25 protein-coding genes and 1 pseudogene are annotated in these 26,506 nt (G+C 72.5%); 12 read left to right on the top strand and 14 right to left on the bottom strand.

Annotated elements, in window-relative coordinates:
• Window positions 1-189: 189 nt before the first annotated feature.
• From I0C86_RS08050 to I0C86_RS08030, 5 genes and pseudogenes are all read right to left on the bottom strand, one after another.
• A complete protein-coding gene (locus I0C86_RS08050; RefSeq protein ID WP_196200579.1) occupies window positions 190-984 on the bottom strand; it encodes an Fpg/Nei family DNA glycosylase in 795 nt (264 codons plus the stop codon).
• Between the two features lie 45 nt (window positions 985-1,029).
• Window positions 1,030-1,275, bottom strand: a complete 246-nt coding sequence (locus I0C86_RS08045; protein ID WP_323373526.1) for a CPCC family cysteine-rich protein — start codon at window positions 1,273-1,275, stop codon at window positions 1,030-1,032.
• Window positions 1,276-1,397: 122 nt separating this feature from the next.
• The gene (locus I0C86_RS08040) at window positions 1,398-2,339 is read right to left on the bottom strand and encodes an endonuclease domain-containing protein (protein WP_196200577.1); all 942 of its coding nucleotides are present in this window, start codon (window positions 2,337-2,339) and stop codon (window positions 1,398-1,400) included.
• A gap of 220 nt (window positions 2,340-2,559) precedes the next feature.
• Window positions 2,560-3,336, bottom strand: a pseudogene (locus I0C86_RS08035) (SAM hydrolase/SAM-dependent halogenase family protein); the annotation flags it as partial.
• A 10-nt stretch (window positions 3,337-3,346) separates the two neighbouring features.
• Window positions 3,347-3,853 (bottom strand): GNAT family N-acetyltransferase, encoded by a 507-nt coding sequence (locus tag I0C86_RS08030; protein WP_196200583.1) that lies wholly within the window; start codon window positions 3,851-3,853, stop codon window positions 3,347-3,349.
• 47 nt (window positions 3,854-3,900) lie between these two features.
• On the opposite strand from I0C86_RS08030, the gene I0C86_RS08025 reads away from it, so the two are divergent.
• Window positions 3,901-4,839, top strand: coding sequence for an LLM class F420-dependent oxidoreductase (locus I0C86_RS08025; RefSeq protein ID WP_196200575.1), 939 nt, complete (start codon window positions 3,901-3,903; stop codon window positions 4,837-4,839).
• Window positions 4,840-4,982: 143 nt separating this feature from the next.
• On the opposite strand, the gene I0C86_RS08020 is transcribed toward I0C86_RS08025, so the two are convergent.
• The 4 genes from I0C86_RS08020 to I0C86_RS08005 form a co-directional block, all read right to left on the bottom strand.
• The gene (locus I0C86_RS08020) at window positions 4,983-5,924 is read right to left on the bottom strand and encodes a siderophore-interacting protein (RefSeq protein WP_196200574.1); all 942 of its coding nucleotides are present in this window, start codon (window positions 5,922-5,924) and stop codon (window positions 4,983-4,985) included.
• 134 nt (window positions 5,925-6,058) lie between these two features.
• Window positions 6,059-7,312 carry an FAD-dependent oxidoreductase gene (locus tag I0C86_RS08015; protein ID WP_196200573.1) on the bottom strand — a complete coding sequence of 418 codons (1,254 nt, stop codon included), beginning with the start codon at window positions 7,310-7,312 and terminating at the stop codon, window positions 6,059-6,061.
• 14 nt (window positions 7,313-7,326) lie between these two features.
• A complete protein-coding gene (locus tag I0C86_RS08010) occupies window positions 7,327-7,932 on the bottom strand; it encodes a PadR family transcriptional regulator (RefSeq protein ID WP_196200572.1) in 606 nt (201 codons plus the stop codon).
• 50 nt (window positions 7,933-7,982) lie between these two features.
• Window positions 7,983-8,459 carry a hypothetical protein gene (locus I0C86_RS08005; protein ID WP_196200571.1) on the bottom strand — a complete coding sequence of 159 codons (477 nt, stop codon included), beginning with the start codon at window positions 8,457-8,459 and terminating at the stop codon, window positions 7,983-7,985.
• 148 nt (window positions 8,460-8,607) lie between these two features.
• Here I0C86_RS08005 and I0C86_RS08000 point away from each other — a divergent pair, with 148 nt between their 5' ends.
• Window positions 8,608-8,922, top strand: coding sequence for a chorismate mutase (locus I0C86_RS08000; RefSeq protein WP_196200570.1), 315 nt, complete (start codon window positions 8,608-8,610; stop codon window positions 8,920-8,922).
• Between the two features lie 195 nt (window positions 8,923-9,117).
• On the opposite strand, the gene I0C86_RS07995 is transcribed toward I0C86_RS08000, so the two are convergent.
• Genes I0C86_RS07995 through I0C86_RS07985 form a run of 3 tightly spaced genes read right to left on the bottom strand, consistent with a single transcriptional unit; the run spans window position 9,118 to window position 14,305 of the window.
• Window positions 9,118-9,441: a type II toxin-antitoxin system PemK/MazF family toxin gene (locus I0C86_RS07995; protein WP_196200569.1), complete on the bottom strand. Its 324-nt coding sequence runs from the start codon at window positions 9,439-9,441 to the stop codon at window positions 9,118-9,120.
• Window positions 9,426-9,668 carry a hypothetical protein gene (locus tag I0C86_RS07990; protein ID WP_196200568.1) on the bottom strand — a complete coding sequence of 81 codons (243 nt, stop codon included), beginning with the start codon at window positions 9,666-9,668 and terminating at the stop codon, window positions 9,426-9,428. The genes I0C86_RS07995 and I0C86_RS07990 overlap by 16 nt, the downstream gene beginning before the upstream one ends.
• Window positions 9,669-9,715: 47 nt before the next feature.
• Window positions 9,716-14,305, bottom strand: a complete 4,590-nt coding sequence (locus tag I0C86_RS07985; RefSeq protein ID WP_323373525.1) for an ATP-dependent helicase — start codon at window positions 14,303-14,305, stop codon at window positions 9,716-9,718.
• 169 nt (window positions 14,306-14,474) lie between these two features.
• Here I0C86_RS07985 and I0C86_RS07980 point away from each other — a divergent pair, with 169 nt between their 5' ends.
• From I0C86_RS07980 to mnhG, 7 genes are all read left to right on the top strand, one after another.
• Window positions 14,475-14,891: a hypothetical protein gene (locus tag I0C86_RS07980; protein ID WP_230393764.1), complete on the top strand. Its 417-nt coding sequence runs from the start codon at window positions 14,475-14,477 to the stop codon at window positions 14,889-14,891.
• Between the two features lie 164 nt (window positions 14,892-15,055).
• Window positions 15,056-17,956: a Na+/H+ antiporter subunit A gene (locus I0C86_RS07975; RefSeq protein WP_196200567.1), complete on the top strand. Its 2,901-nt coding sequence runs from the start codon at window positions 15,056-15,058 to the stop codon at window positions 17,954-17,956.
• The gene (locus I0C86_RS07970; protein ID WP_196200566.1) at window positions 17,953-18,453 is read left to right on the top strand and encodes a Na(+)/H(+) antiporter subunit C; all 501 of its coding nucleotides are present in this window, start codon (window positions 17,953-17,955) and stop codon (window positions 18,451-18,453) included. Before I0C86_RS07975 ends, I0C86_RS07970 begins: the two co-directional genes overlap by 4 nt.
• Complete coding sequence (locus I0C86_RS07965; protein WP_196200565.1) at window positions 18,450-19,955, top strand: Na+/H+ antiporter subunit D; 1,506 nt, start codon at window positions 18,450-18,452, stop codon at window positions 19,953-19,955. The genes I0C86_RS07970 and I0C86_RS07965 overlap by 4 nt, the downstream gene beginning before the upstream one ends.
• Window positions 19,952-20,608, top strand: a complete 657-nt coding sequence (locus I0C86_RS07960) for a Na+/H+ antiporter subunit E (RefSeq protein WP_323373524.1) — start codon at window positions 19,952-19,954, stop codon at window positions 20,606-20,608. The genes I0C86_RS07965 and I0C86_RS07960 overlap by 4 nt, the downstream gene beginning before the upstream one ends.
• A complete protein-coding gene (locus I0C86_RS07955) occupies window positions 20,605-20,865 on the top strand; it encodes a monovalent cation/H+ antiporter complex subunit F (protein WP_196200564.1) in 261 nt (86 codons plus the stop codon). The genes I0C86_RS07960 and I0C86_RS07955 overlap by 4 nt, the downstream gene beginning before the upstream one ends.
• Complete coding sequence (gene mnhG / locus I0C86_RS07950; RefSeq protein ID WP_323373523.1) at window positions 20,862-21,242, top strand: monovalent cation/H(+) antiporter subunit G; 381 nt, start codon at window positions 20,862-20,864, stop codon at window positions 21,240-21,242. The genes I0C86_RS07955 and mnhG overlap by 4 nt, the downstream gene beginning before the upstream one ends.
• Window positions 21,243-21,362: 120 nt before the next feature.
• Here the strand turns inward: mnhG and I0C86_RS07945 are convergent, their stop codons facing one another.
• A complete protein-coding gene (locus I0C86_RS07945; RefSeq protein WP_196200563.1) occupies window positions 21,363-21,743 on the bottom strand; it encodes a sensory rhodopsin transducer in 381 nt (126 codons plus the stop codon).
• Entirely contained in the window at window positions 21,743-22,933 is a 1,191-nt protein-coding gene (locus I0C86_RS07940; RefSeq protein WP_196200562.1) for a D-arabinono-1,4-lactone oxidase, read from the bottom strand. The genes I0C86_RS07945 and I0C86_RS07940 overlap by 1 nt, the downstream gene beginning before the upstream one ends.
• Window positions 22,934-23,291: 358 nt before the next feature.
• Between I0C86_RS07940 and I0C86_RS07935 the strand changes: the two genes are divergently transcribed.
• The 3 genes from I0C86_RS07935 to I0C86_RS07925 form a co-directional block, all read left to right on the top strand.
• Window positions 23,292-24,644, top strand: coding sequence for a hemolysin family protein (locus I0C86_RS07935; RefSeq protein ID WP_196200561.1), 1,353 nt, complete (start codon window positions 23,292-23,294; stop codon window positions 24,642-24,644).
• Entirely contained in the window at window positions 24,641-25,705 is a 1,065-nt protein-coding gene (locus tag I0C86_RS07930; protein ID WP_196200560.1) for a hemolysin family protein, read from the top strand. The genes I0C86_RS07935 and I0C86_RS07930 overlap by 4 nt, the downstream gene beginning before the upstream one ends.
• Window positions 25,706-25,820: 115 nt before the next feature.
• A partial coding sequence (locus I0C86_RS07925; protein ID WP_196200559.1) for a sporulation protein occupies window positions 25,821-26,506 on the top strand: 686 nt, incomplete at its 3' end.

Here is a 26,506-nt window from a genome sequence, read left to right as displayed (position 1 = left end):
AGTCGTGGCTCCCGGGTAGTCGTGGCTCCCGGGTAGTCGTGGCTCCCGGGTAGTCGTGGCTCCCGGGTAGTCGTGGCTCCCGGGTAGTCGTGGCTCCCGGGTAGACGTGGCTCCCGGGTAGACGTGGCTCCCGGGTAGACGTGGCCCCCGGTTGCCGACCGCGACCCGGGGCCGCCGGAGCCGTCCGGATCAGTCGCGACCCGGCTGACAGGCCGGGCACCAGTAGGTCACCCGTTCGCCCTGGTCGCGCTTGCGGATCGTCGCGCCACACCGGCGGCACGGCTCGGATCGTCGGCCGTAGACGTAGCTGGTCCGGCCCCGATGCAGGGAACCTGTGGTGCTCTGCGTCCATCGCCCCCGGTTCGCCATCAGGAGCCGGTGGGCCAGTGCCACCATCCCGGGCAGGTCCGGTACGTCCCGGACCGGGGTCCACGGCGAGATCCCGCGCAGGAACAGCAGCTCGGACTTGTAGAGGTTGCCGATGCCGGCCAGATTGGTCTGGTCGAGCAGCGCCTCCGCGATGCTCCGGTTCGGCTCGGCGGCAAGTCGCCGTACCGCCTCGGCGGGGTCCCAGTCCGGCCCGAGGAGGTCCGGCCCGAGGTGCCCGACCAGCGTCGCCTCCTCGGCGGTGGGAACCAGGGCGAGGTCGTGCAGGTGGTACCCGACCGCCACGGCCTCCGAGGTGCGCAGCACGACCCGGACCGTGTGCGCCGGCCGCGCCGCCCAGCGCTCTCCCGGGGCGTACGCCCGCCAGGCGCCGTCCATCCGCAGGTGCGAGTGCAGGGTCAGCGGTGGCCCGTCGGCCGGGGCGCGGAACCGCAGCAGCAGGTGTTTGCCCCGGGCGGCGGACTCCAGCACGACCGCCCCGGTCAGGTCGACGGTGGCGAGTTGCGGGACTCGGAAATCGCTGGCGGTCAGCTGCCCACCGGCCAGCGCGCGGTGTAACGCACGGGCCGTGTTCCACACGGTGTCGCCTTCGGGCACCAGCTCATCCTGCCCCAGCGGTCCGAGTTTGCTGCCGCTTCGGGCTCAGGGCAACTCGTCGGGCCGTGGCTGGCGGACCGCGTCCTGGTAACGCGGGTGGCTCGCGCCGTAGATGGCGTAGTTGAGCCGGGCGTGTGACAGGCTGAGGTCGCCGTTGGGACCGCCCTGGACGACGCCGGCATTCTGGTCGGTGGAACCGTCGTCGGTCCAGAAACAGACCGGACAGGTGCCGCCCCCGGTCCGGTGCGCGCAGCACGGACAGGCGGCGAAATCGATCGAGTGTTTCCCCACGGCCGTTAGCATTTCACAGCGGTACGCCACGGGCACAGTAGACAATTCTCCTGCACCAACCGGGCCAGAAGGCTCAATCTTGGTATTCCACCGCTGTCAAGGCAACGGGGGAATACCAAGATTCACGAGCCGGGGGTCCAGCCGGCGGCCGATAGGGCGGCGCGTACCTGGGTGAAGACCTCTTCTGGGCGGTGGCGGACCAGGTGGGCCGGGAAACGCAGGACGCGGTCACCGGCGATCCACAACTCGTTCTGCCGTTTCATGTCCGCCCACTGATGGCGTGGATCGTCGTGCTGACCGCCGTCGACCTCGACGTGCACCCCCCACTCCCGGTAGTAGACGTCGAGATAGCGGCGCCGACCGCCGGCGTCGCGGCGTACCACCTGACGACTGGGCTCGGGCAGGCCGTACCGTCGGCTCAGCCGCAGGTACTCCAGTTCGGCGAGCGAGTGGGAGCCGCCTGCGGCGTCCCGGGCGGCGGTGGCGATCACCGCACGGCGGCGAACCTTCGGCAGACGGTCGAGGACCGTACCGATCTCCTCCACGGTGACCAGCCGGCGCTGGAACGCGGCCGCCACGATCGCACACGCCGTGTCGTCGGATCCGGCCCATGCCGCGGCGTCGACCACCGACCGGGCCGGCATGGTTCGGGGCGGTGCCGCCATCCGGTGTACATCCGCCGGCGGCAGAACGCTGCTCCGGTGCACGATCACCCCGCGAGGTACGTTCCGGGGTTGACGGCCGGCCGGAAGCAGCAGGTGGGTGCCACCGCCGGCATAGCCGTACAGGCCGTACCCGTCCAGTGCGGTGACGCCGGCGAGCACCGCGCCCGCACCGGCGGCGAGTACGGCGATCCACAGCCGCTGCTCCGCCCCGACCGGCCCGCTGTGTGCGACGTACACCCGAGGATGGACCCGGCGCCAGCGGCCGGAGGCGACCCGGTGCCGGACTGCTGCCTCGGTGAGGAACCGCCGGGCCTGCCGCCACGAGACGACGTTGTTCTGCCGGAACAACAACCAGGTCAACTCGTCCGCGTCGTCGGCGGGCAGCGGACGCGTGTCCATCGGCATCATCCGATGGACTGTGTCGGATCCCGGGGATGATGTCAGTCGGAAAGGCGGCAGGTCAGGCGGCGCCAGGGCTGCCGGGACCGCTCGAACCGCCGGAACTGCCGGAACCGCCGGGACCGCCGGAAACGCCGGGACCGCTGGGAACGCCGGAACCGCCGGAACTGCCGGAACCGCCGGGACCGCTGGGACCGCTGGAACCGCCGGGACCGGCCGATCGTTCGAGCCGCAGCAGGTCGCCGGCCGCCACCCCGAGTACGTCGGCCGCGCGGCCGCCGTTCACCGCCAGCGCCAGCCGACCGGCGGAGTCGGAGTACGCGACGAGGTCGCCGGGCGGCGCGTCGCCGAAGGTGGCACCCCGGAGCGCCCGGAGACCGCCGATCCGGAGCACCGGCCCGAGGCGGTCCAGAGTGGATCCGGGTGCGGCGAGCTGGACGTTGCCGAAGTGGTCGACCGTCAGCACCCCGGCCTCCAACCAGCCGTCGCCCTCGGCGACCAGTGGATCGGGGAGCCGGACCAGGCCGGTCGGGTCGATCGGCGGCCCGGCCTCGACCAGCGCCGCGCCCAGCGCGAAGCGGGCGGCGGCGGGGGCGAAGACGTCCCGGCCGTGGAAGGTCCGGGACACCTCGGGAAACCACTCCGGATTCGTCAGCTCCACCGCCTCGGTGGCTCCGCCGAGGGTAGTGGCGGCCCAGGGCAGCAGGCCGTTGTCCGGGCCGACGAGCACTCCGCCGGGGGTGCGTACGGCGATGCCGCGTCGGGCCGTACCCACGCCGGGGTCGACCACCGCGACGTGTACGGCCGGCGGCAGGTGCCCGACGGTCTGGGCGAGTACGGCGGCACCGTGGGCCACGTCACCGGCCGGAACCAGATGGGTCACGTCGATCACCCGTACCGCCGGGGCGATCCGGGCGACCACCCCGTGGCAGGCCGCCACGAATCCGTCGGAGAGTCCGTAGTCGGTGGTCAGGCTGAGCCATGGATAACCGGGCACAGCCGGAAGACTAGTCCGTCGGCTCCGGGGCGAGCCGTAGTTCGAGCACCAGTTCGTCGTGCAGCGGGATCCCGTCCTCGCCGACCGTCGGGATGGTCGGCTTCAGCCGCCGGGCCCGGTCCACCGCGCCTCGGTCGACGGCGACGATCCGCAGGCCACGCCGCTGGTAGAAGCGCAGTGCCCGCAGGTTGTCGTTGCTGGTGATCAGCCAGAGTCGGCCGGCACGCCGGGCCCGCGACTCCTCGATCGCGGCGGCCAGCAGGGTGCTGCCGACGCCGCCGCCCGAGGAGTCGGCCACGATGCTCACCACTTCGAGCCCGTCGTCGTCCGCTCGCCATACCAGTGCGCCGAGCACCGTTGCGGTGCCATCGACGGCGCCGTCGACGGCGACCAGGGTGGGCAGCTCCCGCAGGTCGTACCGGACGTCGTGGGCGATCACGTAGGGGCCGCCCCACTCCCGCTCGTGCAGGGCGTCGACCGCGATCCGGTCCGGCGGTTCCGCCGCCCGTACCAGCATCTCCGACACCTGTCCGCTCCCTCCGTCCCGCCTGGCAAGGTAACGGTATGCGCTTGTGTATCTTCACCGAACCCCAGCAGGGGGCGGCGTACGACGATCTGCTCCGGATCGCGCGGCACACCGAGGACTGCAGCTTCGACGGCTTCTTCCGGTCCGACCACTACCTGACGATGGGCGGTACCGGGCTGCCCGGCCCGACCGACGCCTGGCTGACCCTGGCCGCCCTGGCGGTGCAGACGTCCCGGGTCCGGCTCGGCACGCTGGTCACCTCGGCGACGTTCCGGCTGCCGGGACCGCTGGCGATCAGCGTGGCCCAGGTGGACGCGATGAGCGGCGGCCGGGTCGAGCTGGGCCTCGGCACCGGCTGGTTCGATGCCGAACACCAGGCGTACGGGATCCCGTTCCCGTCGCCGCGCGAGCGGTTCGACCGGCTCACCGAGCAACTGGAGGTGATTACCGGGCTGTGGTCGACGCCGGTCGGCGGAACCTTCGACCACCACGGCACGTACTACCAGCTCACGGAGTCGCCCGCGCTGCCGAAGCCGGTGCAGTCGCCGATGCCGCCGGTGATCGTCGGCGGCAAGGGGCTGCGTCGTACCCCGATGTTGGCCGCCCGGTTCGCCGACGAGTTCAACGTGCCGTTCAGCTCGGCGGACGAGGTGGCCCGGAGCTATGCGGCGGTGGCCGGGGCCTGCGAGCGGGCCGGTCGCGCGGCGGCCGGCCGCGCTCCGCTGGTGCTCTCCGCCGCGCTCACGGTGCTCTGCGGTCGCTCCGATGCCGAGGTACGGCGCCGGGCCGAGGCGGTCGGGCGCGACCCGGCGGAGTTGCGGGCCGTCTCCGGCGTCGCCGGCACGCCGGATCAGGTCGTCGAGCAACTTCAGGAGTACGCCAAGCACGGCGCGGAACGGTTCTTCCTCCAGGTGCTCGACCTGGCCGATCTGGACCACCTGGACCTGATCGCCAGCGAGGTCGCTCGACAGTTGTAGCGCACCGGCCCGTCGGCGCCGGGCAGCGACCCGGCGTCGACGGGTTCGCCGGGCCCGCCGCGATCCGGCGTCAACCAGTTCTTCCGCCGGCGGTCCGGCGTCGACGGGTTCGCCGGGCCACCGGGCGCGCCGCGCGGGCCGGGTCAGGCGTCGTCGTCCGCCCGGCCGAGCCGCCAGTAGCCCATGAACGCCACGGATTCGCGGTCGAGGCCACGCTCCGAGACCAGGTGCCGGCGCAGCGTCCGGATCACTCCGGACTCGCCGGCCAGCCACGCGTAGTGCCCGCCGCCGGACAGGCCCACCGGTACCTCCCACAGTTCCTCGTCCGGGTCGGCGCCGTCCTCGGGCGCGCCGGCCGGGACCGGGGGCGCGACGGGGATCAGCCGCTCGGCCGCCGCGCGGACGGCCGGGACCAGCAGGCTGCCGTGCGGCGCACCGGACCGGGGCAGCCAGGTGACGGTCACCATCGGCGGTGCCGGCAGGTCGAGGACGTCGCCGGGGTGCGGCACCTCCAGGACGACCTCGCCCCGGCTCTGCGCCGGCAGCCGTTCGGCGATCGCGGCGATCGCGGGAACGGCGGTCTCGTCCCCGGCGAGCAGCAGGGTACGGGTCGCCAGGGCGGGCTGGAACTCGCGTCCACCGTGGTCGCCGTGGTAACCGTCGTCCGGACCCATGAGAACCACCCGATCTCCCGGCTGGGCGGCCGTCGCCCAGCGGGCCGCCGGCCCGTGCTCGCCGTACGTCCCGCCGGAGCCGTGCAGCACGATGTCGACGTCGACCTCGCGGGCGTGCCGCCGGACCGCTCGTACGGTGTAGGTGCGGAACGGGTTGCGCAACTCGGTGGGAAGCGCCCGCCAGCGTGCGTACCAGTCCGTGCCGTCGGGCAGGTGCCGGAAGCCGTGTACGGGTACCGGGAAGACGAGCTTGATCCGCTGGTCGTAGCCGGGGTCGGCGAACGTGTCGAGGTCGGCTCCGGTGAAGGTCACCCGGAGGAAGGACGGGCTCAGTCGGCGCAGCCCGGCGACCTCGGCCGAGAAGAGCCGCCACGGGGCGACCAGCGGCGTGGCGGTGGAAACCTGGGTCATCGGTCCTGCCTCTCGGTACGCGACGTCGCCGGCTCTGCGCGGACAGCGTGCCGTTAGGTTAGCCTAACCTGCACGATGTCAGTCAAGCCTCCGACGGCGACCGCTTGGTGAGGAGTCGACGGCGAACGGGTTGTTCAGACCCGACGGCGAGCGAGTTGTTCAGACCCGACCCGTTCGGCGGGGACCGGTGAACCGGCGGCGGGAACCGGCTGGTCCCAGTCGATGCGGTAGTCGAACTGCCAGGCGAACTTCTCCGGCTTGACGAACTTCATCGCCACCGGCATCAGCAGGTCCCGGAGCATCCGACCCAGCGGACCGGCCGCCTTGTCGCGGTTGGAACGGGCACCCATCGCGATGGTCTTCTCCACCCGGGTCCGGCGGAGCCGTTCGTACGCCGTGAACGCCTCGGCGTACGGCAGGTCACGCAGGCAGCGGGCGAGCTGCACGGCGCTCTCGATCGCCAGCGAGGCGCCCTGTCCGGAACTGCTGGACGGGGCGTGCGCGGCATCGCCGACCAGCACCGACCGGCCCCGGCTCCAGGTCGGCACGGTCGGCAGGTCCTCCATCGGGCCGACGATCAGCAGGTCGGCCGGTTCCGTCCGGAGCAGCAGTTCCAGGGCCGGCGCCCGGTCGACGGCGAACGCCTCGCGGAGTACGGCCAACCACTGCTCGGCCGTGGTCCGCCGCGCCTCGGCGGTGGTCATCGGCGTCCGGTGCGGCAGGTTCACGAACCAGCCGCCGCTGCCGTCGTCGAGGATCTGGTAGCCGAAGAAGGCCCGCCGGCCGAAGACCATGTGCATCTTGCCGCCGGTGGAGGCCAGCCCGGTCCGGGCCAGTTGGGCACCGAAGCTGATCAGGCCGGTGTAGCGGGGACCCGGCGCGTCCGGGGCGATCAGCGACCGGGTGGCGGACCGCAGTCCGTCGGCACCGACCAGGACGTCGGCGCTGGCCGACGTACCGTCCGCGAAGTGCGCCGTCACCGCCTCGGCGGTCTCGGTGACGTCGACCAGTCGCCGGCCGTGCGTGATCTGGATTCCTCGGCGGGTCGTCTCGGCGTAGAGCGCCCGGTAGAGGTCGGGACGCCAGACGAACTGCATGGTCGGCAGCTCGGGCGGGCTGCCGAACTCACCGAGCCGCTTACCCGTCCAGCTCTGGAGGACCATCGCCGTCATCGGCTCGCCGATCTGCTGGACCACCTGGTCGGCGTCGAGTACGCCGAGCGCGTTCAGCCCGTTGGGTGCGATGCTCAGGCCGCCACCGACCGTGTCCGCGGTGTCGTGATGGGCCTCGTAGACGGTTGCCTCGATGCCGGCCTTCTGTAGTGCCATCGCCGTGACCGGGCCGGCGATGCCGCCGCCGACCACCAGTGCGGTCCGGGTGTGTGTCATGGGTGCTCCCAGTCTCAGGGGGCTGGCTCGCCGTGGAATTCGGCCCACTGTCGACCCCAGCCGATTTCTGGATCGGTGATCTGGCCGAGCAGCCGCTCGACGAACGACGACTCGGCCTCCAACAGCGCGAGCCGGTACTCCTCCTCGATCAGGAACAGCCCCGGCACGCCGCCCGCCAGCGCGCCGTCCACCAGGGCGCGGACCTCGGCCCGCTGCACGCCGAGCCGGTCGAGCCGGCGGCGCAGCAGGACGATCGCCTCGCTCGGCGGCAGCGCCGCGATCAAGGAGAGCGCGGCGACGAAGTGCGGGTACTCGTGTTGCGGTTCCTCGACGAGTTCGCGTAGCCAGTCACGCAGTTCGACCCGGCCGGCGTCGGTCAGCGCGTACACGGTGCGTTCCGGTCGCTGCCCCTCGCGACTGGTCTCCTGCCCGACGATGAAGCCGGCCCTGGCGAGCTGCTGGACCACCATGTAGAGCGAGCCGTGGTTGAACCTGATGCTGCGCGCGTCGCCGTTGTCCCGCAGCGTCCGGCCCAGCTCGTACGGGTGCATGGGGCGCTGGACCAGGTAGGAGAGCACGGCCAGCGCGAGCAGGTTGCTGACCTTCCGCTTCGTCGTCATCTACGTTCCCGCCTCGCGCGCCGGGCCGGGCGCGCATCGATGCTGGGCGGTCAGGCGGTGCGGGTCGGGTCGTCCACGGTGGGGAACCCGCCCTGCCGGTGCGCCCGCCGCAGGTCGGACCAATACTCCCTGGTGAACATCGCGGACAGGACGGCGATCCCGCCCCGGTGGACGCGGACCTCGGCGCGCCGGAGTTGACCGGTGACCACGACGCGCCGGCCGTCGGCGGCGTTCGGGCCCACCGCGTCCTTGACCCTGCTCCGGCCGGTCCGGCGGAGGTCCCAGTCGTCGAGCGCGGCGTCCTCGGCGACGAGCAGCTTCAGCACCGCGTGGTCGAGGTCGGCGGTGATCCGGATCTCGCCGGCCGGGATGTGCGGCGAGCGCAGGTCGAGCACGGCGACGCCGTGGTGGGCACGTACCTCGAACTCCCGGTCGGTGGTCCAGTTGCCGAGCCGCTTCGTCACCGTGTGGTGGGCCGCGAGCCGTACCGGGGTGGCGGCGGTGGCCTGTGGGGTGGTCGTCGTCATCACGGTTCTCCCTTCTGCCCCGGCGATTGTCCTGCGCCGTGGTCAGCCTCAACTATCCAGCTCTGAATAGTCGATGTCAACTATTCGAGTGGCCGGACTGCGGTACGGTCACGGCGGCACGAATCGGGCAACGGGGGAGGACAGGCGGATGAGTGACGGACAAAGGGCAGACCTGGCGGAGATCCGCGCCCGGATCGACCTCCTCGATCGGGAGGTCGTCCGGCTGCTGGGCGAGCGGGAAACCCTGGTACGCCAGGCGGGGCGGCTGAAGTCCGACGACGCGGCGGTTCGGGCCCCCGACCGGGTGGCCCAGGTCATCGCCCGGGTCCGCGCCATGGCCGAGGAGACGGGCGCCAGCCCGGAGGTCGTCGAGCGCACCTACCGGGCGATGATCGGTGCCTTCATCGACCTGGAGCTGGCCGTACACCGCGACGCCGGTCCGTCCGAGCCACCATCACCGTGAAGATCACCTGAACGGGTGGCGGGTTCGGATCCTGCCGGGTGCACCAAAGACATCATGTACAGACCAAGCCGGACGGCGCTACCGCATCACCAACGAACAGCGCCGCGCCACCATCTTCGACCTTCAGCAACAAGGTAAGCAGCGCGGCTCGTGGGCCAGTCCGGATTCGGATGAGCCTGGATCGAGGTGCGGAACTCAGTCCACGGCGCCGAGGTAGGTACGAATGGCAGTGGTCAGAGTGTTGAGGGTCGTGGGGGTAAGTTGGCCGGCCGTTCCGGCGACCGATTCCGGATCCAGGGACCGTGCCCGGGACAGGTCGATCACGGCGGCGGTCGGCCAGTCCTGCCGGCTGAGGGGAACGAGGAATGCCGGCACAAGGTCCGGTGCGGCTCGTTCCCGGAGCGGAGCCACAAGGCCGTGACGAGGGTTGTACCTGTCAGCGGTGACGACAACAACCCGCAGCCGGTGGCTGCCCACGACGTACTGGAGGATGCTTCCCCGCCTCACCCGGTCGCCCACGTCTTGTCATCGTGAGCCGCGAACTCACCCAAGGCACTCCGCTCGTCCGGATCCGCGTCCGCATCCCACTGCCGGTACGCCTCCAGAGCGGCCGCCTCGAGGTATTCCACCAGAGCGGCATTGACCGTCGAGGACAGTGTCGCCCCCGGCGTGCGATCGACATGTGCGGTCAACATCTGGTCGACCTCAGGACGCATCGACAGCGTACGTTTGATCGCTAACGTCATACCACCGGACCCTACCACCGGTGGGTGGTATGTCGTCGGTACAGGGGTCAGCCGCGTAGTCGGAGCCCGCGTGGAGTGGTCCGGAAGCCGGCGGCGGTGAGCGCGTCGCGCAGCGGCGACGCGTGCACCGAACCGCCGTCGGCGCGTTCCACCGCCAGCGAGCCGAGCGCCCCGGACCCGACCGCCGCGCCGAGGGCCTGGGCGGCGGCAGCCAGCGCCCCCTCGTCATCCACAAAGGACAACAGTGTGCGGCCTCCGCGCTCGACATAGAGAACGAGCTCGCCGCCGGCCAGCACCACCAGCGCGCCGGCCTTACGCCCGGCCCGGTGCCCGGTCGCGGCGGTCGGATTCGGTTCGAGGGTGCCATCGCCGGAGTCGACCGCCCGGGTCGGCCAGGGCAGCGCGGCGCCGTACGGGTTCGCCGGATCGGTGGCGGCCAGCACCCGGGCCCCACCCGCGCGGCCACGCAACTCGTCCGGCTCGGCGAGCGCCCGCAGCCGGTCCACCGCGCCGGGCACCGCGAACTGGGCCGCGCCGAGTCCCTCGACGAAATAACCGCGCCGGGCCGCGCCCCGCTCCTCCAGCGCGGACAGCACCGGGTAGACGGCGGCGAACCCGCCGAACACCCCCTCGGCGACGACCGCACCCCGGGTCACCACCCCGTGCCGTTCCAGCAGTACGTCGGCGAGTGCGGCGGCCCGGCGGGTCGGGTCGGTGTCCCGCTCGGGCAACCGGGACCAGCGGCCGGCAATGGTCGGCGGGCCGGTCCGGCCGGCCAGGGTGGGGCGGCCCGGCCGGCGGTACCGGGTACGTGGCGCCCCGGGACGCGGGCGGTGTGCCCCGCCGCCGCCCAGCACGGCCCGCAGCGGCGCCAGGGTGTCGTTGGTCAGCCAGCCGGCCCAGGTCAACTCCCAGACGGCGGCGATCAACGCCTCGTCGTCGGTCGCGGTCAGGCCGGGCGTCGAGGCGATCCGGTCGGACAACGAGCGGAAGAAGAGCGCCTGCCCGTCGCCGAGCGCGGCCAGCACCGCCTCGTGCAGCGGGGCCAGCGTCAGCGCGTCGTCGGGCGGCGGCAACAGCAGGGCCGCCGAGTCGGCGTAGGCGAGCGTCACCCAGCCGTCGCCCCGGCCGATCGCTCCGGAGCCGGCCCACAGCACCTCACCGCTGGCACAGAGTTCGTCGAGGTAACCGGGGGAGTAGTCGGCGACCCGGGCCGGCAGGACCAGGCTCTCCAGCGCGGACGCCGGCACCGCCGCGCCCTGCAACTGTTCCACCACGGCGGCGACCGCCTCGACACCCCGGGCCGCCGCGCCGACCTGCTGCCAGCGGGGCAGGAAGGTGGCCAGCGCCTGGGCCGGCACCGGCTCGATCTCCTTGCGCAGCGCGGCCAGGGACCGGCGGCGCAACAGCCGCAGCACCTCGGCGTCGCACCACTCGGCGCCGGTGCCGGTCGGGGAGAACTCTCCGGAGACCACCCGCCCGTCGGCGCCGAGCCGGCGCAGCGTCTGTTCGACCACGAAGACACCGAGCCCGAACCGGGCCGCGCAGGTGGCCGCCGCGAAGGGGCCGTGGGTCCGGGCGTACCTGGCGACGAGATCACCGAGCGGGTCGGCCACCGGTTCGAGGTACGCCTGCGCGACCCCGACCGGCAGGGCCACGCCGAGCGCGTCGGCGTACCGGCCGGCGTCCTCGATCCCGATCCAGCGCTCCTCGCCCGCGACCCGTACCCGCAGGACCCGTCGGGCATCCGCCAGCGCGGTCAGCCAGTCCGGCGCGACCCCGCGCTCGGTCAGCTCGTCGTCGGAGAGGTCACCCAGCAGCCGGAGCAGTTCGACCACGTCCTCGGCGTCGCGCGGCCGGCGCTGCTCGGTCAGCCACCGCAGCTGGCGCTCGCTCTCGCCCACCACCGCCGGATCGAGCAGCTCCCGCAGGTCCACCCGGCCGAGGAGTTCACCGAGCAGGGCCGAGTCCAGCGCCAGCGCGGCGGCCCGGCGCTCGGCGAGCGGGGCGTCGCCCTCGTAGAGGAACGCACCCACGTAACCGAAGAGCAGCGAACGGGCGAACGGCGACGGCCGGGGCGTCTCCACCTCCACCAGCCGGACCTTGCGGGCGGCGATGTCCCGCATCAGCGTCACCAGGCCGGGCAGGTCGAAGACGTCCTGGAGGCACTCCCGGGCCGCCTCCAGCGTGATCGGGAAGTCGGCGTACTCGCGGGCGACGTCGAGCAGTTGGGCGGCCCGCTGACGCTGCTGCCAGAGCGGCTGGCGGCGGCGCGGGTCGCGGCGGGGAAGCAGCAGCGCACGGGCGGCGCACTCCCGGAACCGCGCGGCGAACAGGGCCGACCCGCCGACCGACTCCTCGACGATCCCGGCTATTTCGTCGGGATCGAACGCCACCAGTTCGGCGCCGGGCGGATCCTCGGCGGTGTCCGGCAGCCGGACCACGATTCCGTCGTCGGAGGGCATCACCTGGGCGTCCACCCCGTACCGCTCCGCTAGCCGGCGCCCGACGGCCAGCGCCCACGGGCCGTTCACCCGGGCCCCGAGCACGCAGTGCACGGCCAGTCGCCAGTCGCCCAGCTCGTCGCGGAACCGCTCGACCAGCACCGTCCGGTCGTCCGGCACCGACCTGGTCGCCGCCTGCTGCTCGCGCAGGTACGCCATCAGGTTGCCGGCGGCCCAGTCGTCCAGCCCGCCCGATGCCAGGGCGGCTCGCGCCGCCTCGTCGTCCGCGCGGACCAGGGCACGCAGTCGGGTGCCGATGGCCCGGCCCAGTTCGACCGGCCGGCCGAGCTGGTCGCCCTTCCAGAACGGCATCCGCGCCGCCTGGCCGGGGGCGGGGGAGACCAGCACCCGGTCCGGGGTGATGTCCTCGATCCGCCAGGACGACGAACCGAGCAGGAACACGTCGCCGACCCGGGACTCGTAGACCATCTCCTCGTCCAGTTCACCGACCCGGGCGGCCCGCTCGGCGCCGGCCAGGAAGACCCCGAACAGGCCCCGGTCCGGAATCGTGCCGCCGCTGGTGACCGCCAGCCGTTGCGCCCCGGGTCGCCCGGTGAGCAGGTCGGCGGCCCGGTCCCAGACCAGCCGTGGGCGCAGCTCGGCGAAGGCGGTGGACGGATACCGGCCGGAGAGCATGTCCAGGACGGCGTGCAGGGCCGAGTCGGGCAGCTCGGCGAAGGGCGCGGCCCGGCGTACCAGCGCGGTCAGGTCGCCGACCCGCCACGGGTCGAGCGAGACCATCGCGACGACCTGCTGGGCGAGTACGTCGAGCGGGTTGCGCGGATAGTGCAGCTCCTCGATCGTGCCGGTCGCCATCCGCTCGGCCACGACGGCACAGGAGACCAGGTCGCCCCGGTGCTTCGGGAACACCACCCCTCGGGAGACGGCGCCGACCTGGTGTCCGGCCCGGCCCACCCGTTGCAGGCCGGCGGCGACGCTCGGCGGTGCCTCGATCTGCACGACCAGGTCGACGGCGCCCATGTCGATGCCCAGCTCCAGGCTGGAGGTGGCGACCACCGCCGGCAACTGGCCGGACTTGAGCGCCTCCTCGATGTGCCGGCGCTCCTCCCGGGACACGCTGCCATGATGGGCGCGGGCGATCACCGGGGCGGCCCCGACGGCGGCACCGGACTGCGCCATGATCTCGGCCGGCAGCCGGGGCGGGCGGCCGGACGGTGTCCGCCCGGCACCCTCCGGGGCGAGTTCGGCCTCGTCGGCGGCGAGTTCGTTGAGCCGGGCGCAGAGGCGTTCGGCGCTGCGCCGCGAGTTGGTAAAGACGATGGTGGAGCGGTGGGCGCGGACGAGGCCGTACACCCGTTCCTCGACCGCTGGCCAGATCGACGCCCGGCGGGGGGTGCCCAGCTCGTCGTCGCCCGGTGCCTCCTGCTCGTCGAGCCGGGTCATGTCCTCGACCGGGACCTGCACGCTGACCTCGATGGTCTTCGCGGTTTTGGGCGCGACCACGGCCACCGGCCGGGCACCGCCGAGGAACCGGGCGGTGGCCTCGATCGGGCGTACGGTCGCGGAGAGCCCGATCCGCTGGGCCGGGGCGGGCAGCAACTCGTCGAGCCGCTCCAGGGAGAGCGCCAGGTGCGCGCCGCGCTTGGTGCCGGCCACCGCGTGCACCTCGTCGACGATCACCGTCTCGACCCCGCGCAGCGACTCCCGGGCGGCGGAGGTGAGCAGCAGGAACAGCGACTCGGGCGTGGTGATCAGGATGTCCGGCGGCGTACGCGCGAAGGCCCGTCGCTCGTCGGCGGGAGTGTCGCCGGTACGCATCCCGACGGTGATCTCCGGCGGTGGCAGACCCAGCCGGGACGCCGCCTGCCGGATCCCGGTCAACGGGGCGCGCAGGTTGCGTTCGACGTCGACGGCGAGGGCCTTCAGCGGGCTGACGTAGAGCACCCGGCACCGCAACCGGGGATCCGGCGGCGCCGGCTCGCGGGCCAGCCGGTCCAGCGACCAGAGGAACGCCGCGAGCGTCTTGCCGGACCCGGTCGGGGCCACCACCAGGGCGTTGCGCCCGGCGCCGACCGCCCGCCACGCTCCGACCTGGGCGTCGGTGGGCGTGGCGAACGCGGCGGCGAACCACTCCCGGGTCGCCGTCCCGAACGAGGTCAGCACGTCGGTCACCGGCCAATACTGCCTGGTCGGTCCGACAACATGCCCGGAACGGGCGGCCCCGGCCCGCCGATCGTTGTTATCGCCTGAGATGAGGGCTAAGTCTCACTTAACTGCTTGCGAATGATGTGCGACATACAGTAACTTCGCGGAAACCTCAGCTCGGCACAAGGGGGCCCGGATGACCAGCGTTCCGCGCGAGGCCCCGGTCGGTACGGACGTGCTGACCCGACGGGTCGAGACCTACCTGACGCTGGCCCGGACCGGTCTGCACGGCGCGGACCTCGACCTCGCCGAGCGGCTCGCCGACAGCCTCCGGACGCTCGTCGCCGCGACCGCCACCGCCAGCGCGGCCGACCGGGCCCGGGTCCGGGCCGCCGTGCACGCCCTCGTGTTGCGCCGCGAGGCCCACGGCCGCGTCCTGCCCCGGCGTTCCCTCGCCGCCGCCCAGCAGGTGATCAACCAGGTGGTCCGGCAGCTCGGCCGACCCGAGCTGGCGGTGCCGTCCACTCCGGACGACCCGGACCGGATCGAATCCGGCGACCTCGCGCCCCGGCGGTCGGCACAGCCCGCCGACTTCCCCTGCACCGTCGGCTGACGCACCGGGCAGCGCCACCCCCGACGCACCTCTCCCGGGTGAGCCCTGCCCCGGGCCGGGGCGGATTCCGGCAAACCGCCCCGTCGGCCGTCAACTCTGGCGTCTGATCCTTCTACAGGCGCAGACCTCGGGTGGAATCGCGCCGACACCCACCTGGAGTACGCATGCTGATGCTGCTGGCCCTGCATCTCGTGGCCGCGGCGACGGCGCCCGCACTCGTGCGACGGTGGGGCCGGCGAGCCTGCTACCCGCTGGCACTCGTTCCGGCCGCCGCGCTCGGCTGGGCGGTCGCGTACGCCGGGGTGGTCCGGGACGGCGGGGCGGTCGTCGAGACGTACCCCTGGGTTCCGGGGTTGGGCCTTGACCTGGCGCTGCGGGTCAGCATGCTCTCCTGGCTGCTGATGCTGCTGATCGGCGGCGTCGGCGCCCTGGTGCTGGTCTACTGCGCACGGTACTTCGACGCCGACGAGCCCGGCCTCGGCCAGTTCGTCGCGATCTTCGTCGGGTTCGCCGGCGCCATGCTCGGGGTGGTGGTCGCCGACAACCTGCTGCTGCTCTACGTCTTCTGGGAGCTGACCAGCGTCTTCTCGTACCTGCTGATCGGGCACCACCCGGAGAAGCTGGCCAGCCGGCGGGCGGCCGCGCAGGCGCTCCTGGTGACCACGCTGGGCGGACTGGTGATGCTGATCGGGTTCATCATGCTCGGCCAGCACGCCGGCACGTACCGCTGGTCGGAGATCGCGGCCCGGCCGCCGCCGTCCGGGACCTACCTCGGCGTCGCGCTGGTGCTGATCCTGATCGGCGCGCTCGCCAAGTCGGCGATCTTCCCGCTCAGCTTCTGGCTGCCGGCCGCGATGGCCGCACCGACCCCGGTCAGCGCCTACCTGCACGCCGCCGCCATGGTCAAGGCCGGCGTCTACCTGGTCGCCCTGCTCGCCCCCGCCTACGCCGCCGTCGGCCCGTGGCGGCCGGTCGTGTACGTCGTCGGCATCGTCACCATGCTGGCCGGCGGCTGGGCCGCACTGCGCCAGGTCGACCTGAAGCTGCTGCTGGCATACGGCACCGTCGGCCAGCTCGGCCTGCTGATCCTGCTCCTCGGCGTCGGCACGCGGGACGCCGCGCTCGCCGGCACCGCGCTGCTGTTCGCCCACGGCCTGTACAAGGCGGCCCTGTTCCTCGTGGTCGGGATCATCGACCGCCGGGCGGGCACCCGGGACCTGACCGTGCTCTCCGGGCTGTGGCGGCGGATGCCACTGGTCTGCGCGGTCGGGGTACTCGCCACCGCCTCCATGGCCGGCGTGCCGCCACTGCTCGGCTTCGCCGCCAAGGAGGCGGTCTTCGAGGCGTTCGCCGACAATCCGCCGCTGCTCGTCGCCGTGCTGCTCAGGGCCACGCTGACGGTCGCCTACAGCGCCCGGTTCGCCTGGGGGGCCTTCGCCGACCGGGCCGGTGTCGCGCCGACTCCGACCCGTCCGGTCGAGCCGACCCTGCTCGTGCCGGCCGCCCTGCTCGCCGTAGCCGGGCTGGCCCTCGGCGTACTGGCCGGCGCGGTCGGCGGGCTGCTCGATCCGTACGCCCGGTTGTTCGGAGCGACCGGTCACCACCTGGCGCTCTGGTCCGGTCCCGGGCTCGCAACCGGCTCCTCGGCGCTGGTGCTGGCCCTCGGCGGGCTGATCTTCGCGCTGCGGAAGCGGGTCGGCGCGGTGGTCACCCGGCTCCGGACCCCGGTCGGCGGCGACGTCGCGTACGGGTACGCGACCGGCGGGCTCGACCGGATCGCCGTCGAGGTGACCGGCGCGACCCAGCGCGGCTCCCTGCCGCAGTACCTCGGCATCATCCTGCTGGCCCTGGTCGTCGTGCCCGGCGGCGCGCTGCTGTTCGGGCGACCGTGGCCGGACCGGTGGATTCTCTGGGACACCCCGTTGCAGGCGGTCGTGGCGCTGGTGCTCGCGGTGGCGGCGGTGCTCACCGTGCTGGCCCGGCGCAGGCTCACCGCCGTGATCCTGGTCGGGACCACCGGCTACGGCACCGCGATGCTGTTCGTGCTGCACGGGGCGCCGGACCTGGCGCTGACCCAGTTCCTGGTGGAGACCGTCACGATCGTGATCTTCGTGCTGGTGCTGCGCCGCCTGCCGCCCCGGTTCTCGGTCCGGCCGATGCGCGGCAGCCGGTGGGCCCGGGTCGCCCTCGGGGTGGCGGTCGGGGTGGTCGTCTCCGGCATGGCCCTCGCCGCGGTCGGTGGCCGACGGGCTGTACCCATCTCCGAGGGGTTTCCGGAGCCGGCGCGGTCGTTCGGGTACGGCCGCAACGTGGTCAACGTGATCCTGGTCGACATCCGGGCCTGGGACACCATGGGCGAACTCGCCGTGCTCGTGGTGGCGGCCACCGGCGTCGCCAGCCTGATCTTCCAGCATCGACGGGGCGTCGGACGTCCCCGGCGCCGGGACCTGCCGACGAGATCGCCCGGCGCCGAGCGGGTCTGGCTGACTGCCGGCCCCACGCTGCGCACCCGGAGCCGCTCGATCGTCCTGGAGGTGGTCGTCCGGCTGATCTTCCACACCGTCGTCGTGTTCTCCATCTTCCTGCTGTTCTCCGGACACAACGCCCCCGGCGGTGGTTTCACCGGCGGCCTGGTGGCCGGTCTCGCACTCGCGGTCCGCTACCTCGCCGGTGGCCGGCACGAACTCGACCAGGCGGCCCCGGTCGACGCCGGAGCCGTGCTCGGCACCGGCCTGCTCGTCGCGGTGGGCACCGGGCTGGCGGCCATCCTGCTCGGAAACCCGGTGCTCCGCAGCACGGTCCTGGACCTGCACCTGCCGCTGATCGGCGACGTGCACCTGGTCACCTCGATCTTCTTCGACATCGGTGTCTACCTGGTCGTGATCGGCCTGTCGCTGGACATCCTGCGCAGCCTCGGCGCCGAGGTGGACCGGCAGATCGAGGCGGAGGACGAGCCCGGCACCGGGCTGCGTACCGACGGGGCGGAAGCGGGAGACGAGCCCGGCACCGGGCCGCGTACCGACGGGGCGGAACTCGGATCCGCCGCGGAACGGCGGCGGAGATGAGTCCCGACCTGATCCTGGTGGCCGTCGTCGGGGTGCTCTTCGCCGCCGGGGTCACCCTGCTGCTGGAGCGGAGCCTCAGCCGGGTGCTGATCGGCATCATCATGCTCGGCAACGGCGTCAACCTGCTCCTGCTGCTGGGCGGCCGGTCCGGGGACGCGCCGATCCTCGGCGTCACCCCGGCCGGCGGGATGAGCGATCCGCTCCCCCAGGCGATGGTGCTCACCGCCATCGTCATCACCCTGGGACTGACGGCGTTCCTGCTCGCGATGGCGTACCGGAGCTGGCAGTTGACCGGACACGACGAGGTGCGGGACGACCCGGAGGACCGCCAGATCGTGCGCCGCGCCGAGCGGGACGAGAGTTCCGTTCCGGACGACCTCGACGTCGGCGTACGGCCCTGGGCGGAGCCGACCGGCCGGACCGAGGAAGCGGATCCGGAGCAGGTCGATCCCGAACCGGGGCCCCGGCGGCTCGACCGGGAGGCGGACGACGCATGAACATCCTGGTACCGCTGCCGGTGGTCGTACCACTGCTCGGCGCGGCACTCACCCTGGTCCTGATCCGCCGGCCGGTGCTCCAGCGGGCGATCAGCGTGGCGGTCCTCGTGGTCACCCTCGCCGTCGCCATCCTGCTGCTCTGGCACGCGTACCGGACCGGGCCGCTGGTCGTCTACGTCGGAGAGTGGCCCGCCCCGCTCGGCATCGTCCTGGTGGCCGACCAGTTGGCCGCGCTCATGCTGGTGGCCTCGGCGGCGGTGACCCTGTGCGTGCTGCTCTACTCCATCGGCGAGGGCCGGGCGGACCCGGGCCAGCACGCGCCTGTGGTCATCTACCATCCGACCTATCTGGTGCTGACCGCCGGAGTGACCAACGCCTTCCTCTCCGGTGACCTGTTCAACCTCTTCGTCGGCTTCGAGATCCTGCTGGCGGCCAGCTACGTGCTGCTGACCCTCGGCGGCACCGAGGAGCGGATCCGGGCCGGCACCACGTACGTCGTGGTCAGCCTGCTGTCATCGATGATCTTCCTGACCGCGATCGGACTGGTCTACGCGGCCACCGGAACGCTGAACCTCGCCCAACTCGTGGAGCGGCTGGACGCACTGCCGGCCGACCTGCAACTGGTACTGCACTTCATGCTGCTGCTCGCCTTCGGTATCAAGGCGGCGGTCTTCCCGCTCTCCGCCTGGCTGCCGGACAGCTACCCGACCGCCCCGGCGCCGGTCACCGCGGTCTTCGCCGGCCTGCTGACCAAGGTCGGCGTCTACGCGATCATCCGGACCGAGACGTTGCTCTTTCCGGACGGTCGCGCCGCCGAGGTGCTGCTGATGGTGGCGCTGCTGACCATGCTGGTCGGCATCCTCGGCGCCGTCGCCCAGTCCGACATCAAGCGGCTGCTGTCGTTCACCCTGGTCAGCCACATCGGCTACATGCTCTTCGGGGTCGCGCTGACCTCGGCGGCCGGGCTGGCCGGGGCGATCTTCTACGTGGTGCACCACATCACCATCCAGACCACCCTGTTCCTGGCCGCCGGCCTGGTCGAACGCCGTACCGGCAGCACCAACCTGGACCGGCTCGGCGGGCTGGCCCGGACCGCTCCGCTGCTCGGGCTGCTGTTCTTCCTGCCGGCGCTGAGCCTCGCCGGAGTACCCCCGTTCTCCGGCTTCCTCGGCAAGCTCGGCCTGTTGCAGGCCGGCGTCGCCGCCGGCGGGGTCCTGGCCTGGCTGCTGGTGGCCGGCGGAACGCTGACCAGCCTGCTCACCCTCTACGCGACGACGAAGATCTGGAACCTGGCCTTCTGGCGCTCGCCCCGGGCACCCGGTCCCGAGGCGTCGGAGCGGATGCCCCGGCTGATGGTGTGGGCCACCGTCGCGCTCGTCGTGCTCGGCCTGGGGCTGACCGTGGCGGCCGGTCCGCTCTACGGAGTCAGCAGTGAGGCGGCCGAGGACCTGCGGCGACGTACGCCGTACGTGGACGCGGTCTTTCCGGACGGCCCGCCGTGACCGCTCGTGACCTGCCGGATCGGCCCGACCTGCCGGGACGGCCCGAGCTGCCGTCCCGCCGGAGGGGGCGGGGCTGGCGTGCGGTGCCGGGCTGGCGGCCGGACCGGCGCCGGTTCCGGGACCACCTGGTCACGATCGCCTGGCTCGTCGCGGTCTGGAGCCTGCTGTGGGGCGAGTTCACCCTCGGCAACCTCCTCGGCGGGGCGGTGGTGGCCGTGGTCGTGCTGGTCTTCCTGCCACTGCCCCGGGTGACCTTCGGAGGCCGGCTCCGACCGCTGGCACTGGCCGACCTGGTCGTCCGGTTCGTTTTCCAGCTGGTGGTCGCGAGCGTGCAGGTCGCCTGGGTCGCGGTACGTCCCGGCCAGCCGCCCCGGAACGCGATCATCGCCGTCCGGCTGCGGGTGCGCAGCGACCTCAACCTGACCCTGACCGCCGAGGTGCTGTCGCTGGTTCCGGGAACGCTCATCGTCGAGGCGGACCGCGAGACCGGAACGCTGTACGTGCACGTCCTGGACGTCCGCAGCGCGGAGCAACTGGCCCAGAGCCGGGCCCGGATCCTGACCCTGGAGGCCCGCCTGGTCCGGGCGGTCGGCTCCGACGCGGAACTGCGCCTGCTGTCGTCCACCCAGCCCGAACCGGAAGGACCCACATGACAGTCGCCGTCGTCCTCTTCGCCACCCTGCTCTCGACCGCGGCGGGGCTGGCCCTGTTCCGCGTCGTACGCGGTCCCGCTCTGCTGGACCGGGTGGTCGCGGTGGACCTGCTGCTCTCGATCATGATCGGTGCGCTCGGCGCCGAGGCGGCCGTCAACCGGCACGCCACCACCCTGCCGATCCTGATCGGCCTGTCGATGCTGGGCTTCGTCGGTTCGGTGGCCCTGGTCCGGTTCGCCGCCGGGGAGGAGGCGTGAGCGGCGTGAGCGGCTTCGACCTGCTGGACGTGCTCGTGGCGGGCTGTCTGGTCACCGGAGGGCTGCTGAGCTTGCTCGCCGGGATCGCGTTGGTCCGGTTTCCCGACGTACTCAGCCGGATGCACGCGGCGACCAAGCCACAGGTGCTCGGGGTGCTGCTCATCCTGCTCGCGCTGGCGGTGAGCCTGCGCGACGGTGCCGACCTGGCCACGCTGGTGCTGATCGGCGGGTTCCAACTGGCCACGGCGCCGCTGACCGCCCAGATGATCGGCCGGGCGGCCTACCGGACCGGGCGGGTCCGCTCCGATCTGCTGGTCGTCGACGAGTTGGCGGACCGGAACGACGGACCGGAGGAGCGGCCCGAGCGACGCGACTGACCAGAGGAGCGGCCCGAGCGACGCGACTGACCGGAGGAGAGGCCCGAGCGACGCGACTGACCGGTTCACAGATCGCGCACCTCGGGCCGGGCGGATCCCGTACTGCCCGGAACTGGCGAGCTACCGGTCGGCAGGGAAGGCCATGGTGCCGATCAGCCCGAGAGCGCCGGGCAACCGGGTGTCCTGCCGGACGAACTGGACGACGACCGGGACCTGGGACCGTACGACGCAGCCGAACTGCCGCCCCAGGGTGATCGCCTCCGGATCGACGAGGTCGTTGAGGCGTACGTGCCGGACACGCCGCGCGCCGACCTCGATCGGGTACGGCCCGACAGGTTCCTGGTCCGGGTAGTAGACCGTCAGCTCCAGTTCGGCGGTCTCGTCACCGGTGTTGAGCACGCACAACTGGTCGAAGCCGGTGAACTCGGGTTCGTCGCCGTCGCTCGGAAAGGGGATCCGGCCACCCGGAACCACCCACACCCGCCCGCCGAGCCCGGCCATCAGCCGTCCTCCAGCAGCCGGGCGAGGTCCGGGGTGAGGAAGACACCGTCCGGATCGAGCCGGCGGCGGACCTCGGCGAACCTGTCCCACTGTGGATAGAGCCCGCGCAGCTCCCGGGCGGTCAGCGAGTGCCTCTTGCCCCAGTGCGGGCGCCCGTCGTGCTGCCGGAACACGGCCTCGACGTCGTCGAAGTACTCCCGGTAGGGCAGCGAGCTGTTCTGCATGCAGGCGATCGTCGTGGTGGCCCGGCCGTACGCGGTGCTGAGCCAGATGTCGTCCTCGGCGACGGTGCGGACCAGTATCCGCCAGACCACCCCCACCCGGTGCCGGTTCAGGACCCGGTGGCGGATCTCCGCGAAGCAGGCGTGGAACGCCTCCGACGGAATGGCGTACTCGATCTCCTCGAAGCGTAGTTCCCGGTGCCGGGGAATGGTCCGGTGACTCGGACCGGTCTCGGTCGTCCGGGGCTCCCCGGCGGGGCCGAATTCCGGTTCCTCGCCGCGCAGGTTGAGCGTCCGGATCTGGGTGGTGTCGGTGCGCGGATACCAGTAGAAGTCCATGTTCCGGTTCTGCCGCTGCAACTGGTGCAGGTGTTCCAGGGTCCAGGCGATGGACGAGCACCAGCTTCGGCGCCGCAGGTGGTAGGTCGGGTTGAGCCGCAGCGTCATCCGGGTCACCACACCGAGGGCGCCCAGGGACAGCCGGGCCGCCGGAAGCAGGTCGGCGTTCCGCTCCGCGCAGATGTCCAGCAGCTCACCGGTGCCGGTCACCATGCGTACGCCGGCCACCTGAGTGGACAGACTGCCGAAGCGAAGCCCGGTGCCGTGCGTACCGGTGGCGGTGGCACCGGCGATCGACTGCACGTCGACGTCGCCGAGGTTGTCCATGGCCAGCCCTGCCTCGTACAGCGCCTCGCCGAGTTCGCCCAGTGGTACGCCCGCGCTCACCGTCGCCAGCCGTGGATCCTCGTGCCGCCGCATGGTCCGGGTCAGTCCGGTCAGGCTGACCAGCACATCCTCGGTCCGGACCAGTGGGCTGGACGAGTGGCCCGAGCCGACCGGCCGGAGCTTCGTCGACGTCCGACGGGCCCGGTCGACCAGCGCCCGGAGCGCGTTCTCGTCCGCCGGCGCGGCCTGCTCCCGTGGGGTGAAGCGCAGGCTTCCGGACCAGTTGCGCCACTGGAGTCCCAATACCGCCTCCTGCTCCCCGGTGTCCGCTCCGCTGCCGGTCGTGCGGCCGGTGGCGCCGGCTGCGGCGTCGCGGGACCGCCCGGCGCCCGGTTCCCTACCCGGTCACCGGCCCCGGAAACGGTTCCGGAGACGGTTCCGGCTTCCGGGCCGGTGGCCGCCTCCGCCGCCACGAGACCGCCGGGACGTCGTCGGCCCGGGAGCCCTGCGGCGGGCGCGGTCGTTGTCCGGCAGGGCACAGCGGGCCTGGATAAGATGGTCGGGTGATCGACTCAACTGCCCAGGAGGGCAGCTGTAGCCAGCCGGGTCGGACCCGGCACCCATCGCACCAGTCGCGACAACGGGGAGCGCTGAGCTCCCCGTGCTGATCGCGCTCGGTCTTCTTCTGATCATCGTGCTCACCGTGGCGACGGGCTACTTCGTCGCCCAGGAATTCGGCTATGTCGCGGTGGACCGGGGCAAACTCCGGCAGCTCGCCGAGGACGGCGACATCGCCGCCCAACGCGCCCTCACGGTCACCGGACGCCTCTCCTTCATGCTCTCCGGGGCCCAACTCGGGATCACCGTCACCGCGCTGCTCGTCGGCTACGTCGCCGAGCCGTTCCTGGGCGACGGGCTGGCCGAACTGCTCGGCGTGGCCGGGGTCTCGGCAGCGGTCAGCACCCCGGTCTCGGTCGGGCTGGCCCTGGTGATCGCCACCGTCGTACAGATGGTCTTCGGTGAACTGGCGCCGAAGAACCTCGCCATCGTCCGGGCCGAGCGGCTGGCCCGGGCACTCAGCCGCTCGACCCTGATCTACCTTGCCGTCGCCGGCCCGGTGATCCGGCTGTTCGACGTCGCCGCCACCCGACTGCTGCGCCGGTTCGGCATCGAAGCCGTGGAGGAACTGCCGAGCGGGGCGACGCCGGAGGACCTGGAGCAGATCATCGCCGAGTCGCGGGAGGAGGGGCAGCTCGACGCGGAGATGTCCATCCTGCTGGACCGGGGCCTCGACTTCCGGCAGCTCACCGCCGCCGAGGCGATGGTGCCCCGGGTCGACGTGCACACCGTACGCGCCGACGAACCGGTCAGCCGCCTGGTCGAGCTGCTGGACACCGGACACTCACGTTTTCCGGTCCGGGGCGCGGAGGGGGTCGACGACCTGATCGGTGTGGTCGGCATCGCCGACGTGCTGGGAGTGCCGGCGGCCGAGCGGGCGACCACCCCGGTCGAGGCGGTGGCCGTACCCCCGCTGCTGGTGCCGGCGACGTTGCCGCTGCCGACGGTGCTGGACCGGTTGCGGGCCGGGCACCGCCAGCTCGCCTGTGTGGTCGACGAGTACGGCGGATTCGCCGGCGTGATCACGCTGGAGGACATCGCCGAGGAACTGGTCGGGCCGATCCGGGACGAGGACGATCCGCCCGAACGGGCCCCGATCCGCCAGGCCGACGGTTCCTGGGTGGTGCCCGCCCGGTGGCGGATCGACGAGGTGGCCGACAGCACCGGCATCACCCTGCCGGAGGCACCCGAGTACGACACCGTGTCCGGACTGGTGATGCGGGAACTCGGTCGGGTACCCGAGGTCGGCGACCGGTTGGAGATCCGGTTGTCCTCGGACAGCGACGGCGAGCACGAGGAGTCGCAGCCCCGGGCCCACGTCGAGGTGCTGGCGGTCGACCGGCACGTCGCCGACTCCGTCCGCCTCCAGGTGATGGCCAGCGAGGCGGCCTCATGAGTACGACGTGGGCGTTGCTGATCTCCCTGTTGCTGCTCGCGCTCAACGGCTTTTTCGTGGCCGCCGAGTTCGCCCTGCTGGCGAGCAAGCGCTACCGGTTGGAGCAGGCCGCCGCCTCCGGCGGCCGCGCCGCCCGGGCGGCGCTGGACGGGGTCCGGGAGTTGACCCTGATGCTGGCCGGTGCCCAGCTCGGCATCACGGTCTGCACGCTGGGGCTCGGTGCGCTCGCCGAGCCCGCCATCGAGCATCTGTTCAGCCCGGTGCTGCACGCGGTGGGCCTGCCGAACGCGGCCAGCCACGTCATCGCCCTGCTGCTCGCGCTCGGGATCGTGACCTTCCTGCACCTGGTGGTCGGCGAGATGGCCCCCAAGTCGTGGGCGATCACCGATCCGGAGCGGTCCGCGCTGCTGCTCGCCCTGCCGTTCCGGGCGTTCGCCCGAGTCGCCCGGCCGGTGCTGGCCGCGCTGAACGGGCTGGCCAACGTCACGCTGCGGCTGGCCCGGGTGGATCCTGAGGAGCAACTGGCGCAGGCGCACGGGCCGGAGGAGCTGCGGATGCTGTTGCAGCAGTCCCGCGAGCACGGCCTGCTCGCCGCCGACCAGCACGAGATGCTGACCAGCATGCTGTCGCTCCAGGGCACCACGGTCGCCCAGGTGATGGAGCCGGTGGAGACGATCGTGTCGGTACGCCTGGACGACTCCGCCGAGCGGATCGAGGAGGTGTGCCGGTCCAGCGGCCGGTCCCGGCTGGCCGTCTTCGACCATCCGGGCGAGGTGGCCGGAGTGGTGCACGTCCGGGAGGCGGTCCGGATCACCACCGCCGGCCGTACGGCGACGGCCCGGGAGCTGATGACCACCCCGTTCACCCTCGCGGCGACGGCGACGGTCACCGAGGCGGTCGCCGCGATGCGTGCCGACCAGGCGCAGTTGGCCCTGGTCAGCAACGGTGCCGGTGCCCGTCGGCCGATCGGGTTCGTCGCCCTGGAGGACCTGCTCGAGGAGGTCATCGGAGAGTTCGACGACGAGACCGATCCGGTGCCACGAGGACGCCGGCTGCGCTGAGCGGTGCCACGAGGACGCCGGCTGCGCGCAGCGGTGCCACGAGGACGCCGGCTGCGCAGCGGTGCCCGTACGGCCGGCGGGGGTCCGGCGCCCGGGTGCGGAAGGGACGGCGACGGTGGGCTTCGAAGGACTCCTGCCCGGCTCGGGCGGAAGTGTGCGGACCGCGCTGCCCAATCCGAGCACCCGCCCGGGGCTGACCCTGCCGGGCCGGGTCGCCATCACCGCCGGGCGATCCGGGTTGACGGTCGACCAGATGACGCTCGGCCTGGTCACCCGGGTCGAGCCGGCGGACGGTTCGGCGGAGTACGTACCGGTGGAGTTCCATCGGGTACGCCTCACCGGGGGGTTCGGGCTGGATCCTGACGAGTGCCGGACCGTCGACTTCGGCGTACCGGTGCCCTGGGAGACCCCGGTGACGGTGGTCAACGGGCAGTGCCTGCTCAACCTGCGGATGGGGTTGCGGACCGAGGTCGCGGTCGATCCGCTACTCGACCGGGGTGACCTGAGCCCGGTGTACGTGCATCCGCTGCCAGCCCAGGAGGGCGTACTCGGCACGCTGACCGAGCTGGGTTTCCGGTTGCGCCAGGTCGGACTGCTCGCGGGCCGGCTGCCCGGAGTGGACCAGCGGCTGCCCTTCCACCAGAAGATCGGCTTCTGGGCGGCGCCGCTGTACGCCGGCCCGTTCAGCGAACTCGAGGTGAGCTTCTTCACCGATCCGCTCGGGGTGGAGGTCATCTTCGCGCTGGACCGTCGGATCGCGCTCGCCGGAGCCGGTCATCCCAGCCTCAGCCGGTTCCGGGT

Source organism: Plantactinospora alkalitolerans, assembly GCF_015690345.1.
Taxonomy (GTDB): domain Bacteria; phylum Actinomycetota; class Actinomycetes; order Mycobacteriales; family Micromonosporaceae; genus Plantactinospora; species Plantactinospora alkalitolerans.
Note: the sequence above shows the minus strand (reverse complement) of the source record. Positions and strands in the feature narration are given on the sequence as shown.

Bases quoted from the DNA above. Each gene is read 5' to 3' on its own strand.
- I0C86_RS07930 (WP_196200560.1), top strand. From the start codon at position 24,641: ATGAGTACGACGTGGGCGTTGCTGATCTCCCTGTTGCTGCTCGCGCTC.
- I0C86_RS08000 (WP_196200570.1), top strand. From the start codon at position 8,608: ATGAGTGACGGACAAAGGGCAGACCTGGCGGAGATCCGCGCCCGGATC.
- I0C86_RS08020 (WP_196200574.1), bottom strand. From the start codon at position 5,924: ATGACCCAGGTTTCCACCGCCACGCCGCTGGTCGCCCCGTGGCGGCTC.
- I0C86_RS07980 (WP_230393764.1), top strand. From the start codon at position 14,475: ATGACCAGCGTTCCGCGCGAGGCCCCGGTCGGTACGGACGTGCTGACC.
- I0C86_RS07975 (WP_196200567.1), top strand. From the start codon at position 15,056: ATGCTGATGCTGCTGGCCCTGCATCTCGTGGCCGCGGCGACGGCGCCC.
- I0C86_RS07970 (WP_196200566.1), top strand. From the start codon at position 17,953: ATGAGTCCCGACCTGATCCTGGTGGCCGTCGTCGGGGTGCTCTTCGCC.
- I0C86_RS07990 (WP_196200568.1), bottom strand. From the start codon at position 9,668: ATGACGTTAGCGATCAAACGTACGCTGTCGATGCGTCCTGAGGTCGAC.
- I0C86_RS08030 (WP_196200583.1), bottom strand. From the start codon at position 3,853: ATGCTGGTACGGGCGGCGGAACCGCCGGACCGGATCGCGGTCGACGCC.
- I0C86_RS08015 (WP_196200573.1), bottom strand. From the start codon at position 7,312: ATGACACACACCCGGACCGCACTGGTGGTCGGCGGCGGCATCGCCGGC.
- I0C86_RS07955 (WP_196200564.1), top strand. From the start codon at position 20,605: ATGACAGTCGCCGTCGTCCTCTTCGCCACCCTGCTCTCGACCGCGGCG.
- I0C86_RS08040 (WP_196200577.1), bottom strand. From the start codon at position 2,339: ATGGACACGCGTCCGCTGCCCGCCGACGACGCGGACGAGTTGACCTGG.
- I0C86_RS08010 (WP_196200572.1), bottom strand. From the start codon at position 7,932: ATGACGACGAAGCGGAAGGTCAGCAACCTGCTCGCGCTGGCCGTGCTC.
- I0C86_RS07965 (WP_196200565.1), top strand. From the start codon at position 18,450: ATGAACATCCTGGTACCGCTGCCGGTGGTCGTACCACTGCTCGGCGCG.
- I0C86_RS08025 (WP_196200575.1), top strand. From the start codon at position 3,901: ATGCGCTTGTGTATCTTCACCGAACCCCAGCAGGGGGCGGCGTACGAC.
- I0C86_RS08005 (WP_196200571.1), bottom strand. From the start codon at position 8,459: ATGACGACGACCACCCCACAGGCCACCGCCGCCACCCCGGTACGGCTC.
- I0C86_RS07945 (WP_196200563.1), bottom strand. From the start codon at position 21,743: ATGGCCGGGCTCGGCGGGCGGGTGTGGGTGGTTCCGGGTGGCCGGATC.